This window comes from Phyllobacterium pellucidum (assembly GCF_013327855.1).
In the GTDB taxonomy this organism is placed as follows: domain Bacteria; phylum Pseudomonadota; class Alphaproteobacteria; order Rhizobiales; family Rhizobiaceae; genus Phyllobacterium; species Phyllobacterium pellucidum.
On record NZ_JABUMX010000002.1, the window covers coordinates 89,227 to 106,543 of the forward strand.

Sequence of the window (17,317 nt, forward strand, 5' to 3'; positions counted from 1 at the left end):
GAGGCTTTGTTTCTATTTCCAAGACTCAAAAGGGATATGGCGTAGGGGTCATTGGCACTCCGTCGTTGACGGTAGGAAGGATGTATCGATCCGCAATATCCCACGTGGGTCGGTGAAAGCTGAATGCTCGTCGCAAGGACGGCGACGCGAACTGTCCCCAAGCTGACTCGAGATATTGGGCGTCTAGCATTATTGCGCAGGCGCTAACTGCTAAGATGGCAGATTGGAGAGTTGCGAGCTTGAATTTCTCCTCCCGATCATGCTTTACCTTGTTATAATTCTGATACCACTCCAGGGTCTTCTTGGCCTTCCATGTTCGTAGGGGCTCGATCTCGCCCCACCACGGAAATGCGGTGAGGGTGACACCATAGCCATCCAATTGCATCGCATCGACTAAACTTTGATAATCTGTCAGATTGAAGTTTGCGTTCTTGCTCTTGGGGTTTGCTCCGTTGGCCTTGAGCACGCCCTTGCACTGAGCCTCAAACTCCGTACACGCCAAAATAAAAAGATTTCGGATTTCGTGCCCGAAGACGTCCTTGTTATCTTCGGTGGGTTGCACGACACGGCAAATCTCAAGAAAATGCGAATATAAGGCATCCATCTGAATCATGCTGGATGCTATTTCGAACTTCTCTTTTTCGAAGCCCGGATAGCCTCCTCTGCTTAAAGTAGAATAGGGGATGGTCGGCCGCGTCATCCGCGGAAAATATCTGGAAGCTTCCACACGAGACTTCCTTATCGCAAATTCGGGATTTTTTTCCTCGAGCAATTGCCCAATATCCGATCCCCTTGGAATATCGAATCCTAGATGATCTGGGTTGGGGTAGGCCATGTAGACCCTGTTCTCGTCCTCGCGCACCTTCCAAAGCGCAGCATCGAAACTTTGCGAGGAACCCACATAGAACTCCATTTAACACTCACCTTTTCACAGATTGATTTTCTTCGCAGAAGCTAGCCTCTGGCAACAAATAGATAAATCGATTGATTCGGAATATCGAAACGCCGGTCCTATATTCCCGTTCATGGTGTATGAGGATTACAAGACATTTCAGCGAGTGCAGGTGTTCGGAAGGCAGCCGGGCCAGCTGGTCAGCGTGACGTCAGCCTATGACGCAGCAAGGTTCGTGCTCGAGCAGTGGCCAGATCAGGCTGGCCCGAAACATCTCATGGCGCGAGAGATATTGCTGAAGTGTCTTGAGGGCAATTGTTCGGCCGCCGTGGCGCGTGTGGCCTTTATCGAGGCTGCGAGGGAAGCTGGCATCTATATGGAGGCGGAGCCGCTACGAACCGCCTACACGGGCAAGCCGGATCCGAAGTGGGGTGAGCGCAAGACGCTCGCGAGAGATAGGCGGCCTAGAAAGGCATAACGGAGGGCACGATGACGAACCCGCACTCGCACTGGCTAGAAAATGAGATAGCGAACCTAAAGAAGATAATAGCCGCAATCGAGAGCGGCAAGGTAAGGACGTGGGACTGGCATCAAGGTGAGAAGCAGAAGGAAACTAGCCAAGCAACATTGACGAAAGCCCAAAAAGACTTGCCGGAACTGGAGTCACTTCTCGCTAGGATTAAAGCCGAATAGCAGACACCTTTCCGAACATTACATGGCGATCAACGCAAAAAAGAGCCCGCCAACCGGTATGACCGGCGGCGGGCGAATTTCATCATCTGATAAATCACTCGGGCTGGCTAAATAGAGGCAAGCCTTTCCAGTGGGCCATGATTGAACAAGGGCCCCTTCCCCGGCGGCCCTAACCAGCAGGACCGATAAACTATTGGGCCGCGGCCCGGGCCCGCTCGCGCTCTATGCGTTCCATCCGATCGAGCAATTGCATGTTGAGATCGCGCTGGCCGAAGAAGCCGGATTGGGTTTGCTTGATCTCGTCAATCTGTCGCTGCAGGTTCTGGCCGGATGCCAATCGCGAATCCCGTTCGCTGGCAAGCTGGGTGTCGTAGGACGCCCAGACACGTTCATGTTCCTTGCGGGGAACCTGTCCATCCTGCAACGCCTTGACCGATGCTTCCATGCGGGCGCGGTCTTCCTGCCCTCGCGCCTGGCGCCAGTCCATTTCCTGACGCGTGACCATATTCTCGGAAAGCGCCGAGACAGCGCTCTTCAAGTCGGTGGTGGCGGTGTTGATAGGCCAATAGGCCAAACCACCCAGCAGAGTGCAGAACGTCAGCGCTACCCCAAGCGCCTGCCACTGTGGCTTGTTCCGTTCGGCAATGGTCGTCGACAAAGCTGAGATGGAATTCCGCGTTTCGTTGGCGAGGCCGCTGAGCGCCGTCTCCATCTGCTTGAAGCCAGAGCGCATCTCCGATTCAAGATCGGTCTGCCGCCGCCCGAGGTTGGTTACCCGTTCACCCAACTGAGCATGTGCGGCGTCCAGATACTGACGTGCCACAGTGTCATTGTTGTTGCTCATGTCATCCACCATCAAACTTTCCTGCCCTCACTCAGACCTAACGCTTGCAGTAACTGTCGAACGCAGCGTTGTGCCTGCGGACCTGGATACTGGTTTCGGGGGTGTCCTTGCTGGAATAGGTGATCGCCGGGAAGATCGAGCACACTGACTTTTCAGTCTCGGCGATACTTGTCGTTTTGCACGCTGTCAGAAGGTTGGACGTGATTACGAGCATCAGCAGCATCAGCAATATCTTTGAGGTGTCGCTCATATGCGTCTTTCTCCTTGGCCTTCTGTTTGGTGCGCTCTGCCGACCGGCCCTTGAGGTACGCAGCGCCGATCGCAGCGATGAGGGTAGCAATGCCGGCGATAATGCCGTTGCTGCCCGAGAACAGAGCGAGGATGGTGCTCATGAAGTTGTCCCTGTCGCTTCATTGACAACCTGTTTGACCACCGCCGGGCCGACGGCATCCTTTGCAACCTCCTTGACCGCACGATTGGCGCGATTGATCTGCCAGCGGTCGTAGAGCCACCAACCGGTGGTGACCAGGTTGATGATCAGGCCGGAAGCTGCGGTCCAGCCGGTCTCGTCGAAATAGCCGTAGCCGACGAGTAGGCCCCCGAGCGCCTGGAGAATCTGACGGAGGATGGGAATGAAGAGTGCGATGTCCATTTGCTATGCCTTCTTTGTGAAGAGTGACGTGAAGAACTGGATCAGAGCCGCAAGCGGTGAAGGTTGCGGCTGAGTTGGCAATGGTGGTGGAGAGACTGCCGGCGATTGCTCAACGGGAAGCGGTGCCGGCGGTGGAGCGGGAGACACGGGGACAGTCACGGGCGGCGGCGCTGGCGCTGTGGCGACCTTCTTCGACCACTTGGCATATGCTGCGGCCAGTTTGGTGTCGTATTTGTTTTTGGCGTAGGCGGACCCGTTGTAGCGTTTGGCGAAGCCAGCCCAGTCTTTCGCCTTCAGTGCGGTCAACATCGCGGGATTGCTTTTGATGAAGAGGACCATGCCCTCGAGCTGATTGCCTTCGCTTTCAGCAAACCATTTCACCATGGCAACAGCGCTGGGCTGGCCGAGCGCCGGATAATTGAACCCCATGATCTGGCCAAGCCCCCAAGAGGTGGACTTTGCGGCTACCTCCTCGCCGGCAATCTTGGCGCAGCGATCGATGTTCGGCAGTGACGATTTGGGATAGGGCTTGGTTCCCCACTTCTCATAGGCGAGCCCGGCGAGGACCAGCGCATTGCGGATGGAGCCGGAGGTGTATTTGTACGCGATGTGCGGCTCATAGAGGCAGACCAGGGCGCCGGATGAGTAGAACCCCTCACCTCTTGCTTCCACCTCCGCTACCGCGCGCAGCGCTGCCTCTTCAATACCGTATGCCGATGCCAGGCGTGCAAAATCGGCATCGGACAGGCGAAGCGCCTTACCAATGTAAAACATGGTTTTTCCTGTTCGAACTATTTGAGTGGCTGGACAACGACCCGTTCGGGACTCATGATGTCAGTTTGGGTCTGGGGATCAGAGAAATTGAAGCGAGTTCTACTGGCGGCCGCCGCTGCTCTCCTTGCAGCTCCTGCGCTTGGCAGCAATGAAACTATCATTGGGCGCGCAAGCGTTATCGACGCCGACACCATCGAGATACACGGCCAACGGATAAGACTATTCGGTGTAGATGCTCCGGAGGGTCGGCAGACGTGCCAGGACGCGGACGGCAAGACCTACCGTTGTGGTCAGAAAAGCAGTTTTGCGCTCGACAATTTCATTGCCCAGGCTCAGCCGGTTTACTGCGAGCCGCTCGATATCGACAGGTATAATCGAGTGGTTGCGACCTGCTCAAACGCAGAGGGCAAGGATATTGGCGCCTGGCTGGTGCGAAATGGCCATGCTGTCGATTACACGCGATATTCGACCGGCACTTTCATCAACCCGTGGGAGTTTCGAGCTCTCCACAGGTAGATTGGCCAATTTAAAGCGTTGAAGCCTCGCGCCAGAGATCATCGATCTGAGCCGAACTCATTCCATTCATAGCCCCGAACTGAGCTACCAACGGATGTGACCTCTGGAACGTCTGCGCGCCAATGATCAGCATCTTGGCATTAAAACGCTGGGGCTCGGGAAGCGAACCGATGAAGTCATTGAAAGCGCTCGGCAATGCTCCGGTGCTCACATACGCGAGCGCCTCTTCCTCAGTAATCAGCCCCATGATAGCAAGCTGCTGGAAGAACTGGCGGTCCGATATGGTTCCCGGAATTGGTGGAGGAGGGTTAAGGAAGGCGACAACCTCTGCGGCATCATCTTCCAACCACTCCTCGGCCCACCCAGGCTGCAGATTTGCATAAAGTCCATCTACCACACCATCTACATCTCGGGTGACGTAAGGCATCAGCGTATCCTTCCTCTTGTGTCAACCCACCCCGTTGTTACTTCGATATTTGCCGTGGCGGTTCCACCGCTGATGACGAAAGAAAAGTAAAGTCGCGCAGATCGATCAGTCATAAATATGGGCGGGAATGGCGACGTCACTAAAGCACCGCCGCCAGCGCCAGCGGCTGTTTGAGAGGATGTAATGGCGGCAGTAGCTGCCTTTACTGAACCAATCTGAAAGACGACATTTCCGTTAGCATTGCATCCAACGCTACTATGTCCGAAGGGATACACCTTCACGCCAGTAGGGACACCCAGAACGTGGAGCGTATCCGTAAAGGCATTTATGGCATTTCTGTCAGTAGTGGGTGAATTCCTGGTAAATACATCCTCTTCTTGCGTATAGAGTTCAAGAGCTCCCCCAACGCGTCGAATAGACATTATGCGACGATAATGCGTGTACCCTGTTGGAAGCTTTGGCCCGGGCATTAAGGTATGCACACCTGACTGCGTGCCGGAAGAATTAACGGCAGAGCCCCCATTAGTTAGAGAGAACTGGAATGCGTTGTCAGTCAGGCCTGACGCTATCACATAGTACTGCGTTCCCGCTAGAATTCCGGTTGGAAGGCTGCCATTGGTGGAAAATTTGATTGGCGAACCAGCGACCAAGCCATGATTGGAGGCTGTCACGACTGCTGGTGAAGCAACCGTGATCGTCGCTGACATTGCCTCATCGTGGGACAGTGAAAATATGTGATCGACAATATCATTCACCGGATCATAAATGCGATGGAAATGATACGAAGCGTTGGCTATCGATCCTTGATCCAACCCGCCGTTGTTATCACCGACAGACCAAAGCGCGTCCAACCTTTTTGTCTGCTTGGTAGTGTTCTTCATCAAGGCATATGGAGAAACAACACTTGCACACTCACCCGCCTCGACACGAATATCATTGGTAAGATCGCCGGTATCATTGGATGTGATGCATCCAAATATATGCCCGTGAAGCAACAAACCAGACGGATCATTGATCGTTGGTTTATTAATGGTCGGAGTGGTGAATGTATCAGAAACCTTGTTCCCCTTCAGTCCAAGCGCGGAAGCCATGGTCGCGGCGAACGCTGGATCGTCCGCGAGTGAAGCGGAGATTTCGTCAAACGTATTCATGTTCGATGGAGCGCCAGACTGCATAGCGGCAAGGATCAGGTCATAAACCTGCTGGACCCGCAACTTTACGGTCAATCCATCCTTCTGGGCTGCGAATTCATGAAGCAAATTCGGCAACGCAGTTGACGGGAGATCCTCTATCTCAATGATGGCCATAATTAAGCCCTCGCCGCCCAAGCCGTTGCATGACCTTGATCGCCCTGCGCCCAAACAGCGATGCTGTATCGGCTCAAGGCGCGAGCACCCATTGATATTTCAGAAAAGCCGGCGGCATCAAAAGCCGGATTATTGCCAACCCAAAAATCCTGCACTGCCGTAATATAGACTTGAGGTGTGCGGGCGAAATTCACGCTTTGAGTGGCGTAGTGAGTAATAAGTTTCGGATCCATAACGTCATTTTCCCACTGGAAAGAGGGGCTGGACGGGTTATATCCCGCATCCCCGTATGGTGCAGATGCGCCAAAGCCATCGGCCGTGAGCAGATTTTTGTTGGCCAAGTTCGTGATAGTGGGAACATTCGAACTGTTGGTGATAACCCGCGCAAAGATGATGTCATCAAAGGTACTGTCGAACTTGATGTTGGTCTCGACCAGCGCTGTAGGGTTGTAGACGTTATTGGCCACGTCGATGAGGCGGAAGCCGTTCGTTGGGTCCCAGCGAAGATGATACGTCTTAAGTCATTGAAAGCGCTCGGCAATGCTCCGGTGCTCACATACGCGAGCGCCTCTTCCTCAGTAATCAGCCCCATGATAGCAAGCTGCTGGAAGAACTGGCGGTCCGATATGGTTCCCGGAATTGGTGGAGGAGGGTTAAGGAAGGCGACAACCTCTGCGGCATCATCTTCCAACCACTCCTCGGCCCACCCAGGCTGCAGATTTGCATAAAGTCCATCTACCACACCATCTACATCTCGGGTGACGTAAGGCATCAGCGTATCCTTCCTCTTGTGTCAACCCACCCCGTTGTTACTTCGATATTTGCCGTGGCGGTTCCACCGCTGATGACGAAAGAAAAGTAAAGTCGCGCAGATCGATCAGTCATAAATATGGGCGGGAATGGCGACGTCACTAAAGCACCGCCGCCAGCGCCAGCGGCTGTTTGAGAGCATGTAATGGCGGCAGTACCTGCCTTTACTGAACCAATCTGGAAGACGACATTTCCGTTAGCATTGCATCCAACGCTACTATGTCCGAAGGGATACACCTTCACGCCAGTAGGGACACCCAGAACGTGGAGCGTATCCGTAAAGGCATTTATGGCATTTCTGTCAGTAGTGGGTGAATTCCTGGTAAATACATCCTCTTCTTGCGTATAGAGTTCAAGAGCTCCCCCAACGCGTCGAATAGACATTATGCGACGATAATGCGTGTACCCTGTTGGAAGCTTTGGCCCGGGCATTAAGGTATGCACACCTGACTGCGTGCCGGAAGAATTAACGGCAGAGCCCCCATTAGTTAGAGAGAACTGGAATGCGTTGTCAGTCAGGCCTGACGCTATCACATAGTACTGCGTTCCCGCTAGAATTCCGGTTGGAAGGCTGCCATTGGTGGAAAATTTGATTGGCGAACCAGCGACCAAGCCATGATTGGAGGCTGTCACGACTGCTGGTGAAGCAACCGTGATCGTCGCTGACATTGCCTCATCGTGGGACAGTGAAAATATGTGATCGACAATATCATTCACCGGATCATAAATGCGATGGAAATGATACGAAGCGTTGGCTATCGATCCTTGATCCAACCCGCCGTTGTTATCACCGACAGACCAAAGCGCGTCCAACCTTTTTGTCTGCTTGGTAGTGTTCTTCATCAAGGCATATGGAGAAACAACACTTGCACACTCACCCGCCTCGACACGAATATCATTGGTAAGATCGCCGGTATCATTGGATGTGATGCATCCAAATATATGCCCGTGAAGCAACAAACCAGACGGATCATTGATCGTTGGTTTATTAATGGTCGGAGTGGTGAATGTATCAGAAACCTTGTTCCCCTTCAGTCCAAGCGCGGAAGCCATGGTCGCGGCGAACGCTGGATCGTCCGCGAGTGAAGCGGAGATTTCGTCAAACGTATTCATGTTCGATGGAGCGCCAGACTGCATAGCGGCAAGGATCAGGTCATAAACCTGCTGGACCCGCAACTTTACGGTCAATCCATCCTTCTGGGCTGCGAATTCATGAAGCAAATTCGGCAACGCAGTTGACGGGAGATCCTCTATCTCAATGATGGCCATAATTAAGCCCTCGCCGCCCAAGCCGTTGCATGACCTTGATCGCCCTGCGCCCAAACAGCGATGCTGTATCGGCTCAAGGCGCGAGCACCCATTGATATTTCAGAAAAGCCGGCGGCATCAAAAGCCGGATTATTGCCAACCCAAAAATCCTGCACTGCCGTAATATAGACTTGAGGTGTGCGGGCGAAATTCACGCTTTGAGTGGCGTAGTGAGTAATAAGTTTCGGATCCATAACGTCATTTTCCCACTGGAAAGAGGGGCTGGACGGGTTATATCCCGCATCCCCGTATGGTGCAGATGCGCCAAAGCCATCGGCCGTGAGCAGATTTTTGTTGGCCAAGTTCGTGATAGTGGGAACATTCGAACTGTTGGTGATAACCCGCGCAAAGATGATGTCATCAAAGGTACTGTCGAACTTGATGTTGGTCTCGACCAGCGCTGTAGGGTTGTAGACGTTATTGGCCACGTCGATGAGGCGGAAGCCGTTCGTTGGGTCCCAGCGAAGATGATACGTCTTTGACGGGTCGGTCGCGAAGTCCGTTTGCGATGTAGTTACCGTGAAAATGCCGCGGTGAAGGAAGTCAACGCCGCCGGGCAGACGCACCTGTCCAGTTCCAGGCGATGTGACAACAATGCGTCCATCAGTGTTAAGCACCTCCGGAAAGATTGGTAAGCGAGCCCGAGCCTGCGACATAAGGATATAACCGGCAGGATTGCCACCGGTCGCCGCAGCGATTAGAGCTAAGACCGCTTGCCGCACTGTTGTGTTGTCGGCGTCAGAAGGCGTAATGCCGGCATACCCGACGAGATCGCCGAGTTCAGCTTCGAGTCTATTGAAGAGAGCATTGAACAGTCGCTGGTCAGCGGGGCCGCAAGGAAAGCCGTTCGCAACTTCTTCAGGCGTGGGAAGCCGCTTTTCACCGGCATTCGCAAAGGGTGGAGACCAGTCAGCCATGTTTTAATCCTTCACATGCAGTCGTAGGGTTTAACGTCAATTTCGCACATCCATTCAGCGTCCCTTGTAAGAACACCGGTGCCGATAACATCGCCGTTCTCGGTGCCAATCTCGTCGCCGTTCTCGGTGCCGAGGGTGCCTTGAGCGTCATAAGGCTCACAAAAGCCTCCCCACCCATCTCCGAACCCGAATACGTGCAGTGGGCCGAAGTGAAAGCGAATGTTGATTCCGGCCGCGACAGGAATTACGCGCGGATAGAGTTGGATTAGAGCCATCTCCGGCGCGGAGAGTTCTCGACCAGGTGCGATGACTACGCGGCCGTTTCCAGAATCAAGCACCCTCGCTTGCGGCCCGAAAAAGACTTTCGTCGCTTCTGCCAGACTGGTCAGATCGAAAAACGACAACATCTGGTAGCGTCGCACCTTCAGGAATTTGCGATACATTTCGTCGTCGTTGATGCAAAGATCAGCGAATCCTTGGCTTTCGCAGTCGTCCCAAGATGAGTTCGGTTCGCAAAATCCGACAATATTTTCAAAGATGTTGCCGCTGTCACAAGAGAAGCCAAAGACCGGCTGGACAGAGCAAACGCAGTGGCAACGCGGCCAGCCAAGTCGCTTACCAACGAACGTCAGCTGTTCGCCAACCGCAGTCTCGATGTCGAAGAATGACGGCAGATCGCATATCGTGTTGATAGCCTCAGCGGCTTTCTTCAAATAAGTTCGCATCACGAAAAGCAAATTGGGGCTTTCGCGATATTGGGTCAGAACCCTATCGATCCGCTCCTCGGCCATATCCGCCGGTGTACGACAATAGGACATCAAGCCACCACGTTGACGGTTACATTGTCTGGCAATAGCTGAGACATTTCGATGAACCCGATATCAGCCCCCGAAGAAGCCGGGAGTCCATCACGAGACGCCGTCATTGTAACCACTTGCACATTCGGATACCGGCCTTCGACCAGCGATCTCACGGTGAAGTTGGTGACATCCTTGCCATTGATGTTGGTGTCTTCCCAATCGGAAATCAAAGCGGCCTTTATCGCCGCGGGCGAAGGTGGTGGACACCCAAATTGATCTTTGAACACGGCGACGTTGATTACGACAGTGACCGGTACAATGATCGGGCGAACCAAGCCGATCGTTCGGCAGAATCCATCAATAGACGTACTGACGAACACGTTTCCATAGGTGTTGATGCCCGGCACGACGTAGAGCCTCACCGTGGACGCGATCTCCTCATCGTCACCGCCGATGACCGCAACCGCCACAGAGGCCGGCGACAATCCATTCTCGTCGATGGCGGCCGTATCGTTCGAAAACACCTGGGAGTAGACCACACCAGGGATCGACGCGACCGCGCGTGCAATGTCCTGAAGGTCAATGCGGGCGCGGCCCTGATTAGTTATTGACCGGCGGAACGCTGCATCATCTTCTGCCCCGCGGTTGAGCAGTCGAAGGCGGCCAAGGATTTCTAGATTGACGCCTTCGGCCTGGTCCGGATCATTCTCCTGATAGACAGCCTCAGCCAATTCCCAGACCTCAGCGATAAGGTCAGCCATCAGGCCATTGATCTGGCCGAGTGGCGATTGGGAGGTCTGGATGACACCCGGGCCGAACTCGGTCACCATCTGAGCTTCAATCTCACTTAGAATGGTGTTCAGCGGCTTGCGGACGTATCCAGTAGGCTGGATGCCGTATACGGTCATAGGGAAACCTCTTGATCGTAATCAGTGCGAACATTCACCGACGAAATGGCCAGTTGACGAGTGCCGCGATTGAACCGGACAGAGAACGAGGTGATCTCATCGACGCCATCAGTGTTGAGGATCTCATTCTTGACGACGGCTTCAGCGAGCGCCGGATCATATTGCCGGCCCATGATCTCATCGAGCCAAACGACGCCGGCAGTAGTATCGAGAAACCATTCCCGCTGGAACGTCATGAGCCGCTGCCGGGCATGCTGCCCCACGGCCTCGGCATCTTTCACGATCGCTAGCTCACCGCTCGCGCGCAGAAAGAGATCGTTGGTGTTCTGGTCGATCGCCAGTCCAATACGAGAGGTCATAGCACCATCGCCCTCAGTTTCTCGGCCAGGTCGGTAAGGTCCTCGCCGATCTCGGCATACTGGGCCCTGTGCACCAGGTCAGGTTCCGTACCAAGCAGGGTGAAGCCTTCGGCCGTCTTCTCGACGTTTTGCACCAGGAAGTCGAAGATGTTGCCTTCCGACCCTTCTAGTTTGAATTTCCCGTCAGGCGAGCCACGAAGGCCATGTGTGCCATCAGCATTGAAACGGATGTGGACGTTGCCAGGATCGACGTTTGGCAGAGGGTCTGTAAGGCTGTCACCACCTGATATTGAGGCGCGCATATCCGATAGGTTGCTCGATCGGGCGTCCGAGAAGGTGCCTTCGTTGTCGACATCGTAATTCTCCATCGACCGCATCTGCGGTCTAAGATTGACTTTGGTGCCGGCTGGCAGCGGATGGGTAATCGCAGAATTACCCGAACGCGGAAAATCGATCGGCACTTCCATGAGATCAGGCATCGGAAGATCGGAGCCATCAGCCTTCCGCTTCTTGAAGAGCGGCCTGATTGTTGCCGTGCCTTTAGTGTGATCGTAATCGACGATCTCACCGGGCATGTTGCCCCATTGGTCTTCCCGCTCTGCCTGGGCCTGCTGAGCGATGACCTCACGGCTCAGATTGGTGGTCTTGCCGACATATCCGACGCTCATTTCTTCTTGCCCTCGTCGACTTTGCCACCCTTGATCGCCTCGCCGTGCACCTGGACGACAAAGTCACCGTCTCGGTTGTCGCCGCTGTAGTCGCACTGGCTGACCCGGTATTCGCCGCCCTCGGCGTTCATTTCGAGGGTTTCGCTCTTGATCTGGACCCGGCGGTTGGGCCGGATTTCTGGATTGAGAAGTGCGGAAACCTTGACACCGTTGTCGGTGATGGTCGGCGTGTCGACCATCCCGGTCTCAGGACTGATCAGGACAATGCCGCCGATGTATCCATCGTGCGGAATGATCTCCATGGTGCCGTTCTGGACGGACCAGTAGAATCCTTTACCGCGGCCGAGCGTATCCATCTCGCGCTTGCAACCGCCACACATTGAGTATGGCCGCTTGAACTTCCTCTCGCTGATGTCGTCGGGGAACTTCCATTCGCCGCGATCGACACCCTCGGCCTCAAGCTGCTTGTAAATCTCGTCGACGACTTCCTTCACCTCGGTACCAGCGCGAAAGGTTTTCGAGATGGTGGCCTTGCGAAATGCTCGATCGCCCTCGCCGCAGCTCAGCGTCGTAATGATGTCAGGACCATCGCGCTTGTGCTCGACGTCGCGCATCTGGCCCTTGAAGATGATGCCGACGTTGCCGCCCTCACCAGGCGGCATATAGCCGGCCTCGAGCACGATGTCGTCGAGCTCCTTACCGATCGCGTTGCGGTGGCCTTCTGATAGGTTCCATATCTGGATCTTGGCGCTGTTCTGGCTCGACGAAATGCTTTTCGACACGTCGAAACTGATCTTCAATTCGTGCGTCTGGATGCCACCGGGATTGATGACAAGCGAACCGGAGCCCGATGCCGTCAGTCGCACCTTGCGCAGGAACTGTCTCATTGTCAGGCCGCCAACGCGTCGGCGATTTCCGCCTCGGTGGTGTGGTAAAGCCGAACCAAACCGCTGGGCAGGCCATCTCGATCGGGTGCCTCCCCTGCAGCGGTCGCGAAAGCGAAGATAACGCCGATACCAAAGTTAAATGCGGCCAAGAGATCGACACCGGTCACGATCCGCCGTCCGTGAAGCACGGGTTGGTCGTCGATCGACAGGTCCATGGCCCAACGGTCCGTTGTGAGGTTATAGCGCAGTCGAATCGTCACCCGGCGCTGATTGAGAACCGCCGCGAATTGCTGGTCCGCTTCGTCAATGACTGTGAATTCGATCATTGGAACATCTGCTTTAACATAGAGGTGTTCTTCACCGCTGAAGATGAGGCGTTCGGGGTCGATGCCGTATTCAGTGGAGCGGTTTTTGCTGGAGAATCGCCGCGCTGCACGGGACCGCTAGCCCGTGCCTTGGTAGCCGCGTCACCTGCCCGCCCCTTCGATGGAGCGGCCGACTTGCTGCTTTTCGTGCCACCTGGCTTGCCTGTATCAGTCGGATCGCTGCCGGGTTCGGCAGCGGCATAGGCAGTCTCGACAATGATGACTTCCTGGAGTTCAGCGCTCCCTTTCAGAATGCGCGAAAACGTATCGTCACGATCTGCCTTCAGCGCCTTGATCAGCATATTGGAATAGACATACAGCCCCGAGACCACGACGAAGGGCACACGGCTCTCCTGAAAGCGAACGAGGGTGTTGTAGGTCTGCGCAGCGCTGGCATCAGCAAACTCCAACGTGAGCCGCTTGGGCTCAACGTAGGCGTGATCTGTGATCTTGCTGCCGTTCTCCACGGGCTGCTCTGTTATGCCGAGTGTCGACTGATGCGACTCCGTCAGCACTACGGATACGGGTATCGGTCCGATCGCACCGGAAAACAGAATGGCTGCCATTAGAATGAAGGCTCCGCTTCGATGCGCGTGGCTTGAGGTGTCGCCGCTTGCCCCACCGCACGCCCGACTGCAGCCCCAACAGCGCCGGGCGCTTGGGTCGGCGATTGAACGGTCACGTTGACGCCACCAACGTTGACGTTTGAGTTGATCGTTTTCTGGCTGGCGTCCCGGTTCACCGTTGGTCCGCTTCCGGCCATCCTTCCGAAGTTCGAACCTGCATTCGCGCCGATCTGTGCGGGTGTCAGCCCAGCACCGGAGCTCAGTCCGCCACCCACAAACGCGGGCATGTTAATCGTCGAAGGCACCATCCCGGCTATCGCGGCCCGAACAGCGGCCGATCCGGCTGTAATTTGATCAGCAATCCGCTGTCCCAGCCCTGCGAAGGCTTCAACAATCTTGGCTGGCAATCCGATAATGGTGTTGAGGACGTCAATCAGCGTTTGTGCCGCCTTCCGGCCGTTCTCAAAGGCGTCGCCGAAGAAGTCATCCGGAATCGCCCACTCGAGTAGCCGAAACATCGCCCCGATAAGGTCCTTGAACAGGGTTACAACCCCGCCCATCACCTCGCCAAACATGCGGAAGCCTTCGGTTACCGCTCCACTATCCCAATCTGTCAGTGCCGAAAAGAACCCGGCCGCAAAGGTGGCAGCATCAGTGAAGTAGTTGACCAAGTCGCGAATGATATCGCCGAGGGCCTTGATGGCTTCATTATCAGCTACTACTGCCCAGAGTTGATTTAGCCAATTGACGAAATCACCAATGACGGATTCGCCACCGGTCATGTAACTCACGACATCGTCGACGGCTATTGCCAAACCGATAAAGGCCGCCGTTACCGGAAACGTTGCCGCCACGAGAATACCGAGAGCGATGCCCAGTGCTTCTAGGTATGGCTTCACCTTTTCGAAGTTCTTGGTATAGAACACAACACGCTGAACGGCGCTGCCAATCATGTTGTCTATCCGCTCGAATGCACCACTGATGCCCTTTGCGATCTCATCGACGGTGCCGTCATCAAACCAAGTATTGAGGGCGTCCATAAAGTCGCCCAGTTTGCCCTTGACCTTATCGAAGATGCCTGCATCGCCGATCTTGCGCAGGAACGCAGTCCAGCTATCGCCAAGGTTCGACATCATGCCGTTCCAGGTCTTGGACTGGCGTATCATGGCACCCGCGAAGCGCTTGCCCCAAATCTCCTTCAAGGTCTTGGTAACTTCGACGCCCGTCTTCTTGACGGTCTTGGTCATCTGTTTGCCGTTGTCGACCCACGAGAACGTGACGTTATCGCCGGCGACCTTGGCCTTCACGCCGAATTCCTTGATACGCTCAAATTCACCCGTAGCGGCATCAGCAAGCGCTTCGACCGCTTGCATGAGGTTCTTACCCATACCCGAGGCCGTGTCGCCCAGCGACGTCAATGTGCCGTCCATCGGGTCCATGCCGTAGGCGCGCAGCTTCACGAATGCCTGCGTTACCTCATCGACTTCGTAGGGCGTGGTCTTGGCAAACTGGGAAACCCAGTCCAAAGCCGCCTTGGCCTTGTCAGCACTCCCCTCGATCGTCTCGAGCGTGGCCTGGTAGGATTCGAACTTGGCGGAAGTGTCCAGCACACCCTTGCCGAGGAAGGCAAATCCCGCCGCAACAGCCGCGCCAGCGAAGGCAGCAGCCTGGCCGATACGGCGGCCGACATTCTCAACCTTCTTTTCCAGCGCATCCAGGCTCTTGTTGTAATGCTTAAGCTCTGCTTCCCCCGTTACTTCATATCCGAGGATGGCTATGAGCTCGTCAACTATTGCCATGGTGTGCGTTCCATTTCATACAATGCGACAGGACAGGTGGAGATGATTATGCGAGCAATTTTATTAGGCTGCTTTGTTGCATTGGCGACATTGCCTGCAACGGCCAAATCCAACGCCTACACCTGTTCGAATTTCGTCAACGACTTATCCGCGATTCGGGCGGGAAAGTCGGTCGATGACCCGCAAGTTGACGGGAGAATCACAATCACCATGGGCTATCTTATGGGTGCCTATGCCGTCGCCACCGGCAACGTCGCGTCCGAACAAACTGACGAAAAACTGTTGCGATACGAGAATGCCGTTTTGCAGACTTGCAAGACCAGCCCTGAACTCAAACCGACGGACGTGGCTTTCCGTGAAACCAAGGCGCTTCCCTACAAGGATGCGAAGTCCGATGCTACGAAGAGCAAATATCAGCAGATTTCGTTTACCGACTTGAAGCTCGATATCGGCGAGATGAAAGGAAAGATGGTCGAAGTTTCCGGCCGCTTGTCCTTGTTCGCGGACATGGCCATTCTGCAAAATCCCGACGACAAATTTAGCACCAACAACATCTATGTCGACACCAAGAAGCTGACGAGGGACGAGCGCAAAACCATGCTCACCCAATGTCAGCATGGCTGCACGGTGACGGTGAAGGGCAAGATCGCCACTGGCACGCTCATGCAGGAAGGCATAGCGGCCGATACGGTCGTCTTTTCCGATTAGGACTTCTCGGAGGCCTTCTCCTGCATCGCTCCCTTCAGGTCCAATGCTTCATGAGCGTCCATGACGTCACGCAAAGTGACCCACTCGCGCAAATCATGGATGGTATAGAGGGGAGGCTCTGAGAGGATTGGGCGCCAGAGAAAGAGATTGAGGTTCGGCGCGATGCGGGCGATCTGGTGGTCCGATAGTTGCTTGCCGCTTACTTTCGGACGCCACTCGCCAGGAGTGCGGAAAAAAAATCACCGAACTGCTCCCGGAGAACGAAGATCACCACCGGCATTACATCGCCCAGCTCGCCGGTGAAGTCATTGTCAAAGTCCACGTTCTCATAGTTGCCGTTCGGCCGGGCGATCATGGCCACCTCGACTATGTCCTTCACGAGGTTTGCCGTTTCGCGTGGATCAGACTTGCTGAAAATGTCCGAGAAAGCGGCGATTGCAGCGGCATTGGACTTTGCCTTCGCCTCTTCACTCGCGTTTTCACCTCTGCCCGCGAAGATTTCGCCGATGCGATCGATGGCCGGACCCAGCACCTTTGCGAGGCGCGCCTGAAGGATGATTGCATTCGTCGCCAGCATAGGCTCAGTCTTAAAGACACGTTTATTGATCTTCTTCTCGGCCATTTCTTATTCCTTGAGAACAATTGGTTACGCGGCGATGTTGAAACCCGCGATCAAGCCGCGGGGATCTCGGGCTTCCAATCGCCGGTGACGAGTACCCATTCACGGGCCGAGGCGTTGACACCCTTTTCGTCATTCGGTGCTGTCATGATAAAGCATTGGTCGGTCGACCCGCCTTCGTTGCTGTCCACATCAATGACGACAAACGGGAAACCGATCACGCGAACACCATCGGCGCGCTGACGCTGCAACTTCTGCATCAGGTTGCGATGCGTCGGTGAAGTATGCTGCAGGCGAATTGTAATGGTCGCACCGTTGTTGGCGGTCTGCGAAAAGATGCTCGAACCGTCGGCGCCCACCAGCATGGTGCCCACATCTGCCAAGGGCGCGATGACGATCGGATCGTCGCCGTCCCAGAGCCCGACAACGCGCTGACCATCGAGTGTCGCAGAGACGTTCTTCATGCTGTATGCGGAGGATTTTGCCATCGTTCAGTCT

The 17,317-nt window shown here is 54.9% G+C and carries 23 protein-coding genes; 3 read left to right on the forward strand and 20 right to left on the reverse strand.

The window, feature by feature from the left end; all coding sequences use genetic code 11:
• Positions 1–25: 25 nt before the first annotated feature.
• Positions 26–913, reverse strand: coding sequence for a hypothetical protein (locus HQ945_RS08240; protein WP_174207901.1), 888 nt, complete (start codon positions 911–913; stop codon positions 26–28).
• 151 nt (positions 914–1,064) lie between these two features.
• On the opposite strand from HQ945_RS08240, the gene HQ945_RS08245 reads away from it, so the two are divergent.
• On the forward strand, positions 1,065–1,370 hold the full coding sequence (locus tag HQ945_RS08245) for a DUF982 domain-containing protein (RefSeq protein WP_174207902.1): 306 nt from the start codon (positions 1,065–1,067) through the stop codon (positions 1,368–1,370).
• 405 nt (positions 1,371–1,775) lie between these two features.
• Here HQ945_RS08245 and HQ945_RS08250 read toward each other — a convergent pair whose 3' ends face one another.
• The 4 genes from HQ945_RS08250 to HQ945_RS08265 form a co-directional block, all read right to left on the reverse strand.
• Complete coding sequence (locus HQ945_RS08250; RefSeq protein ID WP_113282351.1) at positions 1,776–2,429, reverse strand: hypothetical protein; 654 nt, start codon at positions 2,427–2,429, stop codon at positions 1,776–1,778.
• A 152-nt stretch (positions 2,430–2,581) separates the two neighbouring features.
• Positions 2,582–2,821, reverse strand: a complete 240-nt coding sequence (locus HQ945_RS08255; RefSeq protein ID WP_174207903.1) for a hypothetical protein — start codon at positions 2,819–2,821, stop codon at positions 2,582–2,584.
• On the reverse strand, positions 2,818–3,081 hold the full coding sequence (locus tag HQ945_RS08260) for a Pam3-gp28 family putative phage holin (RefSeq protein WP_174207904.1): 264 nt from the start codon (positions 3,079–3,081) through the stop codon (positions 2,818–2,820). Before HQ945_RS08260 ends, HQ945_RS08255 begins: the two co-directional genes overlap by 4 nt.
• Before the next feature lie 3 nt (positions 3,082–3,084).
• Positions 3,085–3,855 carry an N-acetylmuramidase family protein gene (locus tag HQ945_RS08265; RefSeq protein WP_174207905.1) on the reverse strand — a complete coding sequence of 257 codons (771 nt, stop codon included), beginning with the start codon at positions 3,853–3,855 and terminating at the stop codon, positions 3,085–3,087.
• A gap of 87 nt (positions 3,856–3,942) precedes the next feature.
• Between HQ945_RS08265 and HQ945_RS08270 the strand changes: the two genes are divergently transcribed.
• Positions 3,943–4,371 carry a thermonuclease family protein gene (locus HQ945_RS08270; protein WP_246272617.1) on the forward strand — a complete coding sequence of 143 codons (429 nt, stop codon included), beginning with the start codon at positions 3,943–3,945 and terminating at the stop codon, positions 4,369–4,371.
• 10 nt (positions 4,372–4,381) lie between these two features.
• Here the strand turns inward: HQ945_RS08270 and HQ945_RS08275 are convergent, their stop codons facing one another.
• The 13 genes from HQ945_RS08275 to HQ945_RS08335 form a co-directional block, all read right to left on the reverse strand.
• Positions 4,382–4,798, reverse strand: a complete 417-nt coding sequence (locus HQ945_RS08275; protein WP_174207907.1) for a hypothetical protein — start codon at positions 4,796–4,798, stop codon at positions 4,382–4,384.
• Positions 4,798–6,105 (reverse strand): hypothetical protein, encoded by a 1,308-nt coding sequence (locus HQ945_RS08280; protein WP_174207908.1) that lies wholly within the window; start codon positions 6,103–6,105, stop codon positions 4,798–4,800. The genes HQ945_RS08275 and HQ945_RS08280 overlap by 1 nt, the downstream gene beginning before the upstream one ends.
• Before the next feature lie 2 nt (positions 6,106–6,107).
• Positions 6,108–6,572 (reverse strand): hypothetical protein, encoded by a 465-nt coding sequence (locus HQ945_RS08285; RefSeq protein WP_174207909.1) that lies wholly within the window; start codon positions 6,570–6,572, stop codon positions 6,108–6,110.
• A gap of 304 nt (positions 6,573–6,876) precedes the next feature.
• Positions 6,877–8,184 carry a hypothetical protein gene (locus HQ945_RS08290; protein ID WP_174207910.1) on the reverse strand — a complete coding sequence of 436 codons (1,308 nt, stop codon included), beginning with the start codon at positions 8,182–8,184 and terminating at the stop codon, positions 6,877–6,879.
• A gap of 2 nt (positions 8,185–8,186) precedes the next feature.
• Positions 8,187–9,140 carry a hypothetical protein gene (locus HQ945_RS08295; RefSeq protein WP_174207911.1) on the reverse strand — a complete coding sequence of 318 codons (954 nt, stop codon included), beginning with the start codon at positions 9,138–9,140 and terminating at the stop codon, positions 8,187–8,189.
• 11 nt (positions 9,141–9,151) lie between these two features.
• Positions 9,152–9,958: a baseplate wedge 1 family protein gene (locus HQ945_RS08300; protein WP_174207912.1), complete on the reverse strand. Its 807-nt coding sequence runs from the start codon at positions 9,956–9,958 to the stop codon at positions 9,152–9,154.
• Entirely contained in the window at positions 9,958–10,848 is an 891-nt protein-coding gene (locus HQ945_RS08305) for a hypothetical protein (RefSeq protein ID WP_174207913.1), read from the reverse strand. Before HQ945_RS08305 ends, HQ945_RS08300 begins: the two co-directional genes overlap by 1 nt.
• A complete protein-coding gene (locus tag HQ945_RS08310) occupies positions 10,845–11,207 on the reverse strand; it encodes a contractile injection system sheath initiator (RefSeq protein ID WP_174207914.1) in 363 nt (120 codons plus the stop codon). Before HQ945_RS08310 ends, HQ945_RS08305 begins: the two co-directional genes overlap by 4 nt.
• Positions 11,204–11,875 (reverse strand): Gp138 family membrane-puncturing spike protein, encoded by a 672-nt coding sequence (locus HQ945_RS08315; RefSeq protein WP_174207915.1) that lies wholly within the window; start codon positions 11,873–11,875, stop codon positions 11,204–11,206. Before HQ945_RS08315 ends, HQ945_RS08310 begins: the two co-directional genes overlap by 4 nt.
• Positions 11,872–12,762, reverse strand: coding sequence for a phage protein (locus HQ945_RS08320; protein ID WP_174207916.1), 891 nt, complete (start codon positions 12,760–12,762; stop codon positions 11,872–11,874). Before HQ945_RS08320 ends, HQ945_RS08315 begins: the two co-directional genes overlap by 4 nt.
• Before the next feature lie 2 nt (positions 12,763–12,764).
• On the reverse strand, positions 12,765–13,088 hold the full coding sequence (locus HQ945_RS08325; protein WP_174207917.1) for a phage baseplate plug family protein: 324 nt from the start codon (positions 13,086–13,088) through the stop codon (positions 12,765–12,767).
• The gene (locus HQ945_RS08330; RefSeq protein WP_174207918.1) at positions 13,085–13,693 is read right to left on the reverse strand and encodes a phage baseplate protein; all 609 of its coding nucleotides are present in this window, start codon (positions 13,691–13,693) and stop codon (positions 13,085–13,087) included. The genes HQ945_RS08325 and HQ945_RS08330 overlap by 4 nt, the downstream gene beginning before the upstream one ends.
• Entirely contained in the window at positions 13,693–15,492 is a 1,800-nt protein-coding gene (locus HQ945_RS08335) for a tape measure protein (protein ID WP_174207919.1), read from the reverse strand. The genes HQ945_RS08330 and HQ945_RS08335 overlap by 1 nt, the downstream gene beginning before the upstream one ends.
• Before the next feature lie 48 nt (positions 15,493–15,540).
• Here HQ945_RS08335 and HQ945_RS08340 point away from each other — a divergent pair, with 48 nt between their 5' ends.
• A complete protein-coding gene (locus HQ945_RS08340) occupies positions 15,541–16,200 on the forward strand; it encodes a hypothetical protein (RefSeq protein WP_174207920.1) in 660 nt (219 codons plus the stop codon).
• A 199-nt stretch (positions 16,201–16,399) separates the two neighbouring features.
• Here the strand turns inward: HQ945_RS08340 and HQ945_RS08345 are convergent, their stop codons facing one another.
• Complete coding sequence (locus HQ945_RS08345; RefSeq protein ID WP_174207921.1) at positions 16,400–16,822, reverse strand: phage tail assembly chaperone; 423 nt, start codon at positions 16,820–16,822, stop codon at positions 16,400–16,402.
• A gap of 50 nt (positions 16,823–16,872) precedes the next feature.
• The gene (locus HQ945_RS08350) at positions 16,873–17,307 is read right to left on the reverse strand and encodes a phage structural protein (RefSeq protein ID WP_174207922.1); all 435 of its coding nucleotides are present in this window, start codon (positions 17,305–17,307) and stop codon (positions 16,873–16,875) included.
• Positions 17,308–17,317: the final 10 nt, after the last annotated feature.

What these genes read in the sequence shown, in the direction of transcription:
- HQ945_RS08240 (WP_174207901.1), bottom strand. Translation starts at nt 913, where the DNA reads ATGGAGTTCTATGTGGGTTCCTCGCAAAGTTTCGATGCTGCGCTTTGG.
- HQ945_RS08250 (WP_113282351.1), bottom strand. Translation starts at nt 2,429, where the DNA reads ATGAGCAACAACAATGACACTGTGGCACGTCAGTATCTGGACGCCGCA.
- HQ945_RS08255 (WP_174207903.1), bottom strand. Translation starts at nt 2,821, where the DNA reads ATGAGCACCATCCTCGCTCTGTTCTCGGGCAGCAACGGCATTATCGCC.
- HQ945_RS08260 (WP_174207904.1), bottom strand. Translation starts at nt 3,081, where the DNA reads ATGGACATCGCACTCTTCATTCCCATCCTCCGTCAGATTCTCCAGGCG.
- HQ945_RS08265 (WP_174207905.1), bottom strand. Translation starts at nt 3,855, where the DNA reads ATGTTTTACATTGGTAAGGCGCTTCGCCTGTCCGATGCCGATTTTGCA.
- HQ945_RS08275 (WP_174207907.1), bottom strand. Translation starts at nt 4,798, where the DNA reads ATGCCTTACGTCACCCGAGATGTAGATGGTGTGGTAGATGGACTTTAT.
- HQ945_RS08280 (WP_174207908.1), bottom strand. Translation starts at nt 6,105, where the DNA reads ATGGCCATCATTGAGATAGAGGATCTCCCGTCAACTGCGTTGCCGAAT.
- HQ945_RS08290 (WP_174207910.1), bottom strand. Translation starts at nt 8,184, where the DNA reads ATGGCCATCATTGAGATAGAGGATCTCCCGTCAACTGCGTTGCCGAAT.
- HQ945_RS08295 (WP_174207911.1), bottom strand. Translation starts at nt 9,140, where the DNA reads ATGGCTGACTGGTCTCCACCCTTTGCGAATGCCGGTGAAAAGCGGCTT.
- HQ945_RS08300 (WP_174207912.1), bottom strand. Translation starts at nt 9,958, where the DNA reads ATGTCCTATTGTCGTACACCGGCGGATATGGCCGAGGAGCGGATCGAT.
- HQ945_RS08305 (WP_174207913.1), bottom strand. Translation starts at nt 10,848, where the DNA reads ATGACCGTATACGGCATCCAGCCTACTGGATACGTCCGCAAGCCGCTG.
- HQ945_RS08310 (WP_174207914.1), bottom strand. Translation starts at nt 11,207, where the DNA reads ATGACCTCTCGTATTGGACTGGCGATCGACCAGAACACCAACGATCTC.
- HQ945_RS08315 (WP_174207915.1), bottom strand. Translation starts at nt 11,875, where the DNA reads ATGAGCGTCGGATATGTCGGCAAGACCACCAATCTGAGCCGTGAGGTC.
- HQ945_RS08320 (WP_174207916.1), bottom strand. Translation starts at nt 12,762, where the DNA reads ATGAGACAGTTCCTGCGCAAGGTGCGACTGACGGCATCGGGCTCCGGT.
- HQ945_RS08325 (WP_174207917.1), bottom strand. Translation starts at nt 13,088, where the DNA reads ATGATCGAATTCACAGTCATTGACGAAGCGGACCAGCAATTCGCGGCG.
- HQ945_RS08330 (WP_174207918.1), bottom strand. Translation starts at nt 13,693, where the DNA reads ATGGCAGCCATTCTGTTTTCCGGTGCGATCGGACCGATACCCGTATCC.
- HQ945_RS08335 (WP_174207919.1), bottom strand. Translation starts at nt 15,492, where the DNA reads ATGGCAATAGTTGACGAGCTCATAGCCATCCTCGGATATGAAGTAACG.
- HQ945_RS08340 (WP_174207920.1), top strand. Translation starts at nt 15,541, where the DNA reads ATGCGAGCAATTTTATTAGGCTGCTTTGTTGCATTGGCGACATTGCCT.
- HQ945_RS08345 (WP_174207921.1), bottom strand. Translation starts at nt 16,822, where the DNA reads ATGGCCGAGAAGAAGATCAATAAACGTGTCTTTAAGACTGAGCCTATG.
- HQ945_RS08350 (WP_174207922.1), bottom strand. Translation starts at nt 17,307, where the DNA reads ATGGCAAAATCCTCCGCATACAGCATGAAGAACGTCTCTGCGACACTC.